Origin of the sequence: Lentibacillus salicampi, from assembly GCF_004565465.1 — a bacterium.
Lineage (GTDB): Bacteria > Bacillota > Bacilli > Bacillales > Amphibacillaceae > Lentibacillus > Lentibacillus salicampi.
Map to the genome: position 1 here is coordinate 26,674 of NZ_SRHY01000017.1, position 12,563 is coordinate 39,236.

12 protein-coding genes are annotated in these 12,563 nt (G+C 46.0%); 7 read left to right on the forward strand and 5 right to left on the reverse strand.

Annotation, left to right across the window (positions count from 1 at the left end; all coding sequences use genetic code 11):
- Positions 1-41: 41 nt before the first annotated feature.
- Positions 42-1,649 carry a catalase gene (locus E4U82_RS11025; RefSeq protein WP_135110237.1) on the reverse strand — a complete coding sequence of 536 codons (1,608 nt, stop codon included), beginning with the start codon at positions 1,647-1,649 and terminating at the stop codon, positions 42-44.
- A 232-nt stretch (positions 1,650-1,881) separates the two neighbouring features.
- Between E4U82_RS11025 and E4U82_RS11030 the strand changes: the two genes are divergently transcribed.
- A complete protein-coding gene (locus E4U82_RS11030) occupies positions 1,882-2,607 on the forward strand; it encodes an EcsC family protein (protein WP_135110238.1) in 726 nt (241 codons plus the stop codon).
- A gap of 74 nt (positions 2,608-2,681) precedes the next feature.
- Here E4U82_RS11030 and E4U82_RS11035 read toward each other — a convergent pair whose 3' ends face one another.
- Positions 2,682-3,443, reverse strand: coding sequence for a DUF3891 family protein (locus tag E4U82_RS11035; RefSeq protein WP_135110239.1), 762 nt, complete (start codon positions 3,441-3,443; stop codon positions 2,682-2,684).
- A 158-nt stretch (positions 3,444-3,601) separates the two neighbouring features.
- Here E4U82_RS11035 and E4U82_RS11040 point away from each other — a divergent pair, with 158 nt between their 5' ends.
- Positions 3,602-4,450 (forward strand): VOC family protein, encoded by an 849-nt coding sequence (locus tag E4U82_RS11040; RefSeq protein ID WP_167751389.1) that lies wholly within the window; start codon positions 3,602-3,604, stop codon positions 4,448-4,450.
- Positions 4,451-4,566: 116 nt separating this feature from the next.
- On the opposite strand, the gene E4U82_RS11045 is transcribed toward E4U82_RS11040, so the two are convergent.
- On the reverse strand, positions 4,567-5,172 hold the full coding sequence (locus E4U82_RS11045; RefSeq protein WP_209300564.1) for an alpha/beta hydrolase: 606 nt from the start codon (positions 5,170-5,172) through the stop codon (positions 4,567-4,569).
- Positions 5,173-5,184: 12 nt separating this feature from the next.
- The gene (locus E4U82_RS11050) at positions 5,185-5,616 is read right to left on the reverse strand and encodes a MarR family winged helix-turn-helix transcriptional regulator (RefSeq protein ID WP_135110242.1); all 432 of its coding nucleotides are present in this window, start codon (positions 5,614-5,616) and stop codon (positions 5,185-5,187) included.
- Positions 5,617-5,827: 211 nt separating this feature from the next.
- On the opposite strand from E4U82_RS11050, the gene E4U82_RS11055 reads away from it, so the two are divergent.
- From E4U82_RS11055 to thrB, 3 genes are read left to right on the forward strand one after another with little or no spacing between them, the layout of a single operon-like run.
- The gene (locus E4U82_RS11055) at positions 5,828-7,135 is read left to right on the forward strand and encodes a homoserine dehydrogenase (RefSeq protein WP_135110243.1); all 1,308 of its coding nucleotides are present in this window, start codon (positions 5,828-5,830) and stop codon (positions 7,133-7,135) included.
- Positions 7,132-8,193, forward strand: coding sequence for a threonine synthase (thrC, locus tag E4U82_RS11060; RefSeq protein ID WP_135110244.1), 1,062 nt, complete (start codon positions 7,132-7,134; stop codon positions 8,191-8,193). The genes E4U82_RS11055 and thrC overlap by 4 nt, the downstream gene beginning before the upstream one ends.
- Complete coding sequence (thrB, locus tag E4U82_RS11065; RefSeq protein ID WP_135110245.1) at positions 8,190-9,086, forward strand: homoserine kinase; 897 nt, start codon at positions 8,190-8,192, stop codon at positions 9,084-9,086. The genes thrC and thrB overlap by 4 nt, the downstream gene beginning before the upstream one ends.
- 172 nt (positions 9,087-9,258) lie before the next feature.
- Here the strand turns inward: thrB and E4U82_RS11070 are convergent, their stop codons facing one another.
- Positions 9,259-9,552 carry a DUF3219 family protein gene (locus E4U82_RS11070; protein ID WP_135110246.1) on the reverse strand — a complete coding sequence of 98 codons (294 nt, stop codon included), beginning with the start codon at positions 9,550-9,552 and terminating at the stop codon, positions 9,259-9,261.
- A 123-nt stretch (positions 9,553-9,675) separates the two neighbouring features.
- Between E4U82_RS11070 and cypC the strand changes: the two genes are divergently transcribed.
- Together cypC and E4U82_RS11080 are read left to right on the forward strand one after the other, a co-directional pair.
- Positions 9,676-10,956 (forward strand): CYP152 family fatty-acid peroxygenase CypC, encoded by a 1,281-nt coding sequence (gene cypC / locus E4U82_RS11075; protein WP_245183561.1) that lies wholly within the window; start codon positions 9,676-9,678, stop codon positions 10,954-10,956.
- 129 nt (positions 10,957-11,085) lie between these two features.
- A complete protein-coding gene (locus tag E4U82_RS11080) occupies positions 11,086-12,498 on the forward strand; it encodes a glycoside hydrolase family 18 protein (RefSeq protein ID WP_135110247.1) in 1,413 nt (470 codons plus the stop codon).
- Positions 12,499-12,563 lie beyond the last annotated feature (65 nt).

Consider the following 12,563-nt stretch of genomic DNA (forward strand, 5'->3'; position numbering starts at 1 on the left):
TGCCCTGATATCATTTAAATCAGAACAGACTTATTTTTTTCTTAGTACGGATCTGCGTCATGGCCCTTGTCAACCGCTTTATCCGGTGCTTGTTCTGCATTTTTGTTGCCAAGTGGATTTCTGCTTGATCCGTCAGACATCGTTTTGGCTGCTTCTTTAAGCCCTTCACGCAGCCGTCGTCCATACTCTTCGTCTGCTTCTTCGGCGAGGGCCATCATTTTATCCTGAATCTCCTGGGTGCATTCGGAAATGTCGCCGACGAGATTCGAAATTAATTCATCCTTTTCCCAGTCTTCAAACCAACGAAACGTCTCGCCTGCCTGTTTCGTGTTGTCATTCCGGTCAATCGACTCCCGGACAAGGTTTCCTTCTACTTTTGGTGTGTATTCTTTGCCGATTTGTTCTGCTTCTGTATAATTTCCTAAAGACGATGGTTCATAATTAATATGCGGGTTCTTTTTTGAAGAGTGTTCGGGTTCATACCGCATGGATCCGCCTTCCTGGTTCGTCGCGACCCGTTTTTTGGCCGCATTTACCGGAATTTGCAGATAATTGGCACCTACCCGGTAGCGCTGGGTATCGGAGTAGGAAAATGTCCGTCCCTGCAGCATTTTGTCATCTGAAAAGTCCAGGCCATCGACAAGTACCCCGGTACCAAATGCGGATTGTTCCACTTCTGTAAAGTAATTATCGGGGTTTTTATTTAATACCATTTTGCCAACCGGCAGCCATGGGAATTGATCTTCCGGCCAAATCTTTGTATCATCCAGCGGGTCAAAGTCCAGTTCAGAATGTTCATCGTCGCTCATGATTTGCACGAACAGCTCCCATTCCGGGTATTCACCGTCCTCAATCGCATCGTATAAATCCTGTGTCGCGTGATTGAAGTTTTCACCCTGAATATCGTTCGCTTCTTTTACAGTCAAGTTTTTAATGCCCTGCTTCGGTTCCCAGTGGTATTTGACAAGTACTGCTTCACCATCATGATTGACCCATTTATAGGTGTTGACACCGGATCCCTGCATCATGCGGTAATTGGCCGGGATACCCCAGGGTGAATAGATAAACGTTACCATATGGAACGACTCAGGTGAATTGGAACAGAAGTCAAAGAAACGTTGGCTGTCCTGAATGTTGGTTACCGGATCAGGCCGGAATGCATGGATCATATCCGGAAACTTCATGGCGTCACGGATGAAAAAGATTTTGATATTGTTGCCAACCAAATCCCAGTTGCCATCCTCTGTGTAAAACTTAACAGCAAAACCGCGCGGATCTCTAAGTGTCTCTGGTGAATGCATGCCATGAACCACGGTCGAAAAGCGGACAAAGACCGGTGTCTGTTTGCCTTTTTCCTGAAAAACTTTTGCCCGTGTATAGTTTGATGCAGGCTCATCCCCGACTGTTCCATAGGTTTCAAAATAGCCATGTGCACCGGCGCCGCGAGCATGCACAATACGCTCAGGCACCTTTTCCCGGTCAAAATGGCTGATTTTTTCAACGAAATCATAGTTTTCCAATGTGGCAGGGCCACGATTGTTTACCGTTCTGATATTTTGATTGTTGGTGACAGGATGCCCCTGCCGGTTTGTCAGCGTGTCTTCATTTTCGATATTTGTCTGATGTTGTTTGTTTTGCTCTTTAGCCATTTATACCACCCTCCATTAAAATAGTTTCACCTTATCCAGTTTGTCCAATCACAGCCAAATTAATCAATTCACCGGGTGCTGTTTTTAAATAAACGGGGAAGCCACTTTTTGATAGGATGAATGTGGCACAGGTGAGTTATACTTATAACAGGATAGTAATGGGAGACGTGGGATGAATCTTTTTTTCGGAAAAACCGTATAGATTAGTAGAACAAAAAAGGATGATATCAACATGAATGTTTATGAACAAAAGGTATATGAGGAACTAAAAACATGGCGGCAAAGTGTATTAAAAAAATCTGGTCTTTTCGCGCAACTGTCGAAAAAAACCCAATCAAAATTAAATGGGATAATTCCCGAAAAAGCCCATAGGATTATCACCGAAAGTATTAAAAATATGGTAAAAGCAACCCTGGTTGGGTCCAATATGACGACAAATAAACAGCAGTCAGCAGGTCTGAGTCTTTTTGAAAAAGATGAACTGCTGAAGGAAAAGCTTATTTCTTATCGGAAGACAGCTGTGATTGAAGGAGCCGGTACAGGCGCGGGCGGTTTTTTCCTGGGGCTTGCTGATTTCCCGATGCTTTTATCCATTAAAATGAAGTTTTTATTTGAATCAGCAGCGGTTTATGGGTTTGATACACGAAAATATGAAGAGCGCCTGTTCATTCTCCATGTGTTCCAGCTGGCTTTTTCAAGTGACACAAAACGAAAGGAAACGCTTCGTGTGCTGGAAAATTGGGAAACAGAAAAGGAGTCGCTGGTTGACATGGATTGGCGGGTGTTTCAGCAGGAATATCGGGATTACATTGATTTGATTAAACTACTGCAACTTGTTCCGGGCTTCGGCGCCATTGTTGGTGCGTATGCAAACCACAACCTGATGGACACATTAGGCGAAGCGGCGATGAATGCATATCGGATGCGCCTTTTGACTGCACAACCGCGAGATTATTAAAGATTTTATGCACTGAGTTTACGATAGTGTATAAATCGCGCGACACCGGACCGAAATCGAGCGAGCCCCGAGCGTTACACCAGCCGGACTGATACTGATTCTTCCTCAGTGCGCTCGTAACTGTTCACCAATCCATTCTCTGCTATGGCCTTTTTCGGAACCGATTTTTGTTGAATGGTCATGTCGATTGGACTGTCAAATGGGAATACGTCCATTTCGACTGTTTCTTGATCTTTCCAGTTAATCCCGACTTTGTTTGTATGGAAGAAAGTAAGGTGCTGTGAAACCGGAATCCCATCTTTGAAAAATGGATGCTCGTCTTCCTTGGTCACACCTGGCTCATTCAGACAGATATACAATGACAGACTGTCCAAAAACTGCAGTAAGCCATAATGAACAGCAAAAGTATCTTTATCATACCCCTCAAGATGCTGAATAATCTGCTGCTGACGTTCCCGTTCATGTTGTACAAACGTCCGTGAAGACTCTTCCGGATCATCCAGAAGAAATCGTGTATAGTGCTCGCTGCATAACAGAGCCGCATAGAGATCATGATGCGCGACTTCATCAATACCATGTTTATAAAAAACTGTTTTAGCCGGGTTGGGAAAATCCGTGAACATATATGGCTTCTGCTTTTGATCGTTCCAGAATGGCTGTTTGTCAATCATTTTCCACGCGTAATCATGGTTCCGAATGGCAAATAGAACAGAATCCTTCAAACGTTCCTCGAGAAAGAATGAATCCTTCAGGCTGGCTGCCATTTGCCCTGATATCTGTGCATGATGGTCCTGATCGATCATAATATACGTGTTCTGGCGTTCTCTTACAATCATAAGCGACACCCTTTCTGAGTTTAGTATACAAAATGACAGACAGCTTTCAAAATAGAATCTTGCTAAAAACGAAAAAACACGCTATAATACTTACAAAAGGTAAGTTAGTATTTAAAAATAATCATATACCTTGAAAGAAAGGGCTGACCAAATTGGAAATGAAATTTTTCGAAAAACCAGCGACATATGTTGGTGAAGTGAATATAAATGTAACGGATTTGGACCAATCACTACCTTTTTATGAGCATGTAATTGGATTCAACGTGCTGGAGCAAACGGACCGGAAAGCTGTTTTGACAGCAGACGGAGAAACGCCGTTGCTGACATTGGAACAGCCGGCAGATGTGTTACCAAAAGAGGGGCGGACGACGGGGTTATTTCATTTTGCCATTCTGCTTCCATCAAGAGCTGATCTTTCCGCCTTTTTAAGACACGTCGCCAATTCAGGGGCACAACTCGGAGCATCTGATCACCTGGTAAGTGAAGCATTATATCTGAATGACCCTGACGGCAATGGAATTGAAGTGTATCATGACCGGCCGGCAATCGAATGGAACTGGTCGGACGGACAGGTCAGTATGTCGACAGAACCACTGGATGCCAAAAGCCTGCTTGCTGAAAGTGATCAGGAATGGGCAGGTTTACCTGACAAGACAGTCATGGGGCATATTCATTTGCATGTGGCGAATCTTCAAAACACAGAAAAGTTTTATGTCGATGGGCTTGACTTTCAGGTTGTGACAAACTATCCCGGCGCATTGTTCACATCAACCGGTAACTATCACCACCATATTGGCTTGAATATATGGAACGGGGAAAATGCACCGGCACCGACAGAGAATCGCGCAGGGCTCAATTGGTATTCGCTTATTTTTCCTGATAAACAAAGCAGAGAGGAAAAAGTCAAAAACTTGGAGCATATCGGCACAGAAGTTAAGCAGGTAAATGACGCGTACATCGTCAAGGACCCTTCTAAAAATGAAATTCATCTGCTATTGGCAGATTAACCCAAAATCGTTCGGCGTTTATCCGAACGATTTTACTGTTCAAGTCTCTGAAAAACGCCAAAGGATGGTCCGAAAACGCAAATTCAGGGTCAGAAACGACATGGCATGGCCGTGCTTTACAGATTATTATACCATTCAGCAGCCGTTTTCACTTCACCCATCGATAATTGGTGGCCCAAGTTTTCCCAATGGAGTTTAACATTGGCTCCGGCTTTTTCCAGTAAGGATTTAAGCTCTTCCGATTCCTCTGATGAGCAAATCGGGTCATTCGTTCCCGCGCCGATAAAGACATTTTTTCCGGAGAGGTCCGGCAGCTCAATGCCGCGTCTCGGTACCATCGGATGATGCAGAATAGCGGCGTTTAGCGAATCCTGGTAATGGAGTAACAGGCTTGCGGCAATGTTGGCACCGTTGGAATAACCGACCGCCACGATATGATTGCGATCAAAGCCGTGTTCTTCCGCTGCTTCATCAAGAAATTCATGTAACTCTTTCGTTCGGAAAATCAAGTCCTCTTCATCAAACACACCTTCTGCCAGCCGTTTGAAAAAGCGCGGCATTCCATTTTCAGAAACGTTTCCGCGGACGCTCAGGACGTTTGCATCCTTGTCAATTTCACCAGCGAGACCCAGTAAATCTTGCTCTGTGCCCCCTGTCCCGTGCAGAAATAACAACGTTGGTTTTGTCTGATCCGTTCCTTTTTGAAAAATATGCTTCATGATGTCTCCTCCCATTTATTTGAATAATTGGTTCTGTCCGATTCGTTTTAGCAGATCGATAACCGTTTTCTTCTCCTCGACGCTCAGGTCCTGAAAAATTTTTTCAATTGCTTCCTGGTGTTTTGGAAAAATGTCATCCATCAGCTGTTTTCCTTCCTCGGTGATATGAATGTGGACCACGCGGCGATCTCCCTTACCACGCCGGCGTTCGAGTAAATCCCTGGCTTCAAGTTTATCAATCACATACGTCATGGATCCGGCCTTAATAAGGACTGATTGGGAAATCTCCCTCACGGTCAGATCGCCCTTATGATACAGGGCTTCCAGTACAGCGAAATAGGTCGCTTTCATATCATACCGGCTGATGTCCTCTTTGACGTATTCAGTGACCGATTTTGAGGCCTTCATCAAAACAACAAATGATTTTAATGATAAATTGTCTTCCATAATCATCTCGCTCCAGATCATTTAGTTTGAATTTATTTAAATTAAATTCAAATTAATAATAATATCCTGATGCAATGGATGTCAACTGAACCGGACCAATCCCGAGCAGCGGGGAGGTCAATCAAAATCGTTCAAAAATTCGCTATTGCCATACGTCGCTATTCGTGTTTAAATGTATAAAATATCATTAAACAGAATATGAGGTGATGATTTGGAAGATAGGGTATCGGTTGGTTTATTAGGTGTAGGTGTTGTGGGTTCAGGTGTCATCAGTCTCATTGAGAAACACCAGGCAAAGCTTGCGCATCAGCTTGGCTGTGGTGTCCATGTCAAAAGTGCACTGGTGAGGAATCCCGAAAAAGCACGTAGCGTTGATGCAAAGGTGAATGGGACAACACTTACAACGAATCCTGATGATGTCTTGAATGATCCGGAGATTGATGTCATTGTTGAAGTGATGGGGGGTATTGAAGAAGCTCGTGAATCAATTTTAAAAGCATTTGCATCCAAAAAGCATGTGGTCACGGCCAATAAGGATTTAGTTGCCCTCCATGGTGCTGAATTGCATGAAGTTGCAGGCGGAAATAAATGTGATTTCTATTATGAGGCAAGTGTCGCGGGTGGAATTCCCATTCTACGGGGGATTACCGACGGATTTGCTTCCGATCACATCGAACAGCTTATGGGGATTGTCAACGGAACCACGAATTACATATTAACGAAAATGCACAATGAAGGCGTGCTGTTCGACGATGCATTAAAAGAAGCCCAGGCACTTGGCTTCGCGGAGGCTGATCCGACAGCTGATGTGGAAGGGCTTGATGCTGCGAGAAAAATGGCAATTCTTGGCAGGCTTGCTTTTTCGACGTATATTGATCTGGAAGATGTTGAGATAACCGGGATAAATGGTATTGAGCTAGCAGACTTGCAATATGGCGATAGCCTGGGATTCACCATGAAGCTGATCGGGTTTGCGACATTTGACGGTAAACAAGTGGAAGTGAATGTCCAGCCGGCACTCATTTCCAAAGAGCATCCACTTGCAGATGTCAAAAATGAGTATAATGCTGTCTATGTTTATGGTGAAGCGGTTGGGGAAGCCATGTTTTACGGTGCGGGTGCCGGGAGCATGCCAACTGCTGCAGCGGTTATATCGGATGTCATCACCGTCATTAAGAATATGCACCGGGGTGTGACGGGCAGTCAGTTTGTCGAACCGCGATTTAAAAAGGAACTAAAACCGGCGGATCAGCGGTTTGGCCAATATTACGTCCGTTTGCATGCGAAAGATGAAGCGGGCGTATTTTCCCGGATATCGTCGTTATTTAATGAATATGATATTAGCTTTAAGCAAATTCTGCAAAGTCCGGCAAAAGAAACAAATGCAGCAGAAATTGTCGTGATTACACACCACGCATCACTGGAAATGATGCATCAGGCTCTGGATTATCTTGACTATCTGGATGAAGTGATTGATATCAAGAGTTTTTACAAAGTAGAAGGAGATGCTGACGCATGACGTGGCAAGGTTTGATCAAACACTATCAATCTGATTTGCCTGTTACAGAAAAGACCCCGAAGATCTCGTTACAGGAAGGAAACACATCCCTTATTCATTTTCTGTCGTTGTCTGAGCAATTGGGAATCGAGCTATATGGTAAGGTGGAAGGGGCTAATCCGACCGGTTCGTTTAAAGACCGTGGCATGGCGCTGGCAGTTGCTAAAGCGATTGAGGAAGGCAGCAACGCCGTTATCTGTGCTTCAACCGGCAATACCTCCGCCTCGGCTGCAGCCTATGCAGCAAGAGCCGGTATCAGGGCAATCATTGTCATTCCTAAAGGCAAAATAGCGCTTGGAAAATTGGCTCAAGCCGTCATGTATGGGGCGGATATCGTGGAAATTGACGGTAATTTTGATGATGCCCTGAAAATTGTCCGGAAAATAAGTGAACGTTCACCGGTCACACTCGTCAACTCAGTTAATCCGTATCGTTTGGAAGGGCAGAAAACAGCGGCGTTTGAAGTTTGCGATGTGCTGGGTTCTGCTCCTGATATCCTGGCCATTCCCGTCGGCAACGCGGGCAACATCAGCGCTTACTGGAAAGGATTTAAGGAATACGATGCTAAGAAACAGACAGGCCGTCCACGGATGTTTGGTTTTGAAGCAGAGGGAGCAGCGGCTATCGCCCGGAATAAAGTAGTCGCCAATCCGGAGACGGTCGCAACCGCCATTCGGATCGGCAACCCGGCGAGCTGGGAGCTGGCCGTGAAGGCACGTGATGAATCCGGTGGTAATATCGGCTCGGTAAACGATGCTGAAATTGCCCAGGCACAAAAGCTGTTGGCATCAAAGGAGGGCGTCTTTGCCGAACCGGGCTCCTGTGCATCGATTGCCGGTGTGATCCAGCAGCGACAAGAGGGTGCAATGGCTGAGGGAACAAAGGTTGTGGCTGTTTTGACAGGAAATGGGCTGAAGGATCCACAGACAGCTATCGATCAGATGGATGCCGAACCGGTCACACTGCCAAATGATGAACAAACCGTCACGGATTATATTGAAAAGCTGGTGGAAGCATGACGCCGTTTAGGATACGTGTTCCAGCAAGCTCGGCGAACGTTGGGCCGGGATTTGATTCGATGGGACTGGCACTCAACTTGTACCTCACCCTGGATGTGTCAGCTTCAGCGACATGGAAGATTGAGCAGCATTCATCCCATTTGCCGGAAGTGACAGATGTTGATAATCATTATATTGTTACCATCGCCCGTGACATTGCGGGGCGTTGGAACCAGGAATTTCCTCCCTGCAAAATGACTGTCTGGAGTGATATCCCGTTGGCACGCGGGCTTGGCAGCAGCGCGTCGGCGATTGTTGCCGGCATTGAACTGGCTGACCAGGCATGTGCTTTGGCCCTGACACGTGAGAAGAAGCTTGAGCTTGCCACCGAAATGGAAGGGCACCCGGATAATGTTGCGCCGGCTTTAATGGGAGGCTTTGTCATATCGACGGTCACTGATCGGGCAATTGACTGGGTGCAATTGCCTATGCCTGATGCAGATGTAATTGTGTATATTCCGGAAGCAGGATTAATGACAGAAGCCGCGCGAAAAGCTTTGCCGGATACCTATCAACGGGAGCTCGCTGCCTCGGCAAGCGCCCGCAGCAATGTGCTCGTTGCTTCCCTTGCCTCAGGTGATTTTCATCTGGCAGGTAACATGATGGAATGCGATTTATTCCACGAACCATATCGGGCTGAGCTGATTCCAAACTATGATGATATCAGAAGTGAAGCCAAAAAATCTGGTGCATATGGGACGGTCCTCAGCGGCTCCGGGCCGACCATGATGTCGTTTGCACCTACAGGTAAAGGCGAATCAATTGTCAGTCATTTTAAAGAGTTGCTGCCAGATTATCAGGTGGCGTTATTGCAGATTGATCACGATGGAGCGGTCATAAGCCTCCAAGGTTAAATTGGGAGAAGCGAAATGTGAAGGCAGAGACATTTGCAGTTAAGTGTCTCTGCCATCTTTATGTGCTTCCGGAAGATGTTAGGTGAAGTGAAGATCTAAAGGAAGCCGAAATACATAGAAAAAGTCCTTCATTGGTTTTGAAGGACATGATGAATAGTTTAATCTGGCTGCATTACGCTTTTTCTGTCAGTTCAAGGCTAAAGTCCCCCACTGTGCCTGGTTCATATAAGTTCGTGATGGACGTCGAGTAGTTCGTGATGATAGCAGGGAATTCCAGATTTTTATCGGGCACCTTCACAATAAAGTCATTTTTATACAGCAGCGTCGTCATATCATGATATGTTTCGTGCGTCACTTGAAAGTGAAAACGAATTTTTGCCAGTTCTTTTCCATTTCTGCTGACCATATCTGAATGAACGTCAGATGCATTAATTTCCATATGGTTAATGATCACTTTCTGAGACATAAGCTCACCTTCTCTGTTTTTAATTCATACCCCATCTTAACAGGTGTGGGGGGGCGGCTTCCATGTTTTGAATTCTTCGACACCCGTAAGGTATAAAACGTCTGTTCAGTGGGATAAGAAGGGATGGGAAAAGTATCATATATGAAAGGGGTAGCGCCAGTGGCGATTCCGCGCGAGAACGTTTTGGATAACACTCTTACACTGTTACGAGAAGGTTATCACTATATACCCGGCAGGCGCCGGCATTTTAAGTCAGATATTTTCCAGACCAGACTACTGGGACAGAAAGTGATTTGTATCGGCGGAAAGGAAGCAGCAGAAGTTTTTTATGATGAGGACAAATTCACACGAATCGGGGCAATACCCAACCGCATGAAAGAGTCGCTGTTCGGGAAAAATGGTGTCCATGTCCTGGAAGGTAACGCACACAGTCACCGGAAAACGATGTTTATGTCGCTGATGACGTCTGAGCGGCTCAGCGAATTGACGGCGCTCACGGAAAAACAGTGGGAAGTGGCGATTGCTGATTGGCAGCAGAAACGCCGGGTTATTCTATTTCCTGAAGCTGAAAAAATCATGTGCCGCATTGCCTGTGAATGGGCAGGTGTGCCGCTGTGGGCGAATGAACTGAGTCAGCGCACACGTGATTTATCGGCAATGATTGATGCGTTTGGGGCAATTGGGCCGAGGCATTGGCAGGGAAGGATTGCACGAAACCGGTCTGAGCGATGGATTAGACGAATTATTGCCCAGGTCCGGAGTGGTGAATTAAAGCCACGTGAGGAGACGGCTTTATATACATTTGCCTGGCACCGTGATTTGCAGGATCGTCTGCTGGATCTGCAAACAGCGGCGGTGGAACTGCTTAATATCGTCAGGCCGATTGTCGCTGTCGGGCGTTTCGTGACATTTGGCGCTTTGGCAATAAATGATTTTCCGGAAACGAAGGAAAAGCTCCGTGTAGGCGATGATGACTACATTCGTATGTTCGTTCAGGAAGTTCGCCGTTACTACCCATTCGGTCCGTTTTTAGGTGCAAAAGTCCGCAGCAACTTCAAATGGACTGGTCATCAATTTAAGAAAGGAACGCTTGTCCTGCTTGATATTTATGGCACCAATCATGATCCGGATTTATGGGATAAACCGGATGAATTCCGCCCGGAGCGTTTCGATGAATGGGAGGGCAGCCCGTTTGATTTCATCCCCCAGGGTGGCGGTTATGATATGGGACACCGCTGTCCCGGTGAATGGATAACGATTGACATTATGAAAGTAAGTCTGGCATTTTTGGCCAATCGGATTGATTACAACGTGCCGAAGCAAAACCTGGATTACAGCATGGTCCGCATGCCATCCATACCAAAGAGCAGGTTTATCATGCGCGATGTAGCAATATCCAGCTGAAAACGACAAAAAACGTCCTTCTTTAAGAGGGCGTTTTTTGTATGTGAAAATATCCCCCCAAATGTGTTACTGGGACAATCACCCAATGAATAGGATAGTATGTAGAGCATGCAAATTGGAGGAAAAACTATGCAAATACATGTCGTGCAACATGGTGATACGTTATGGCAGATTGCACAAAGTTATGGGACGGATATAAATCAGATAGTGTTGTTGAATGAATTGGACCATCCGGATGTGCTGGTGGTGGGACGGTCGCTGGTGATTCCAGAGCCTGGCCGTGAATACGTTGTCCAGCCTGGTGATACGTTATGGATAATCGCGCAGATGTTTGGAGTGACGCCTCAGGAACTTGCGGTAGCCAATCATATAACAGACCCGTCGTTACTATTTACAGGCCAAATGCTGACGAACCCTTATTTAACGCATGTTGTTCAGGCTGGCGAGTATATTTGGGGGATTGCGCAGCAGTACGGTGTCAGTCCCGAACAAATTATCGCGGTCAATGATATCGGGCAACCTGGTCTGATTTTTCCCGGGCAAACGTTACGGATTCCTATTGCAGCAAGACCTGTTACGGAAGTGAACGGTTTTATAACACGATTGGATGAACAAGGAGGAGCCACAGTCCGGCGATTGGGCAGATACCTGACGTACATTTCTCCGTTTATGTACAGTATCCGTGACGATGGCACGCTTTCGGAACTGCAGGAACAGCCGGTTCTTGAGGCTGCCAGGGCTAATACTGTTGCCCCATTATTGGTGGTCACCAACTTTGCCCAGGGTGAGTTCAATTCGGATCTAGCCGCTGCTGTTTTTCGTAATCTTGAAACCCAGGAAACGCTTATCACGAATCTCCTGGAAACAATGCGTGCGAAAGGATATGCAGGCGTCAACTTTGACTTTGAATACGTATATCCGGAAGACCGCGAAAACTATAATCATTTTCTCAGGCGGGTTGTGGAGCGGTTGCATCCGGAAGGTTTTCTGGTCACAACAGCCCTGGCACCAAAAGAATCAGCGGATCAGCAGGGATTGTTGTATGAGGCCCATGATTACCAGGCACACGGTGAAATTGCTGATTTTGTGATCCTAATGACATACGAATGGGGCTGGGCCGGTGGAAAGCCATGGGCGATTGCGCCAATTAACGAAGTAAGGGATGTGCTGGATTATGCTATAACAGTTATTCCCCGCGATAAAATTTCGATGGGAATGCCTTTATATGGTCGTGACTGGAATATCCCGTGGGTAGAGGGTACGACTGCAAGTACTGTGAGTCCGAAAGAGGCGGTCCAGTTGGCAGCAATGTATGGCGTGCCTATCCAATATGATGAGACGTATCAATCGTCGTTTTTCCGCTATACAGACGAGAACGGTCAGGAACACGAGGTCTGGTTTGAAGATGCCCGCAGTGTTCAAGCGAAATATGATACGGCAAGAGCTTATGGTCTGAGAGGTGTGAGTTACTGGACATTGGGAACTCCATTTTCGCAAAATTGGCCGGTGCTGCAGGATAACTTCAGGGTCCGGAAGTTTTAATCAATCAATAAACCTTTGAGACGCCATAGACGTTCGTTTCAAAGGTTTGTTGTTGGAATTATGTG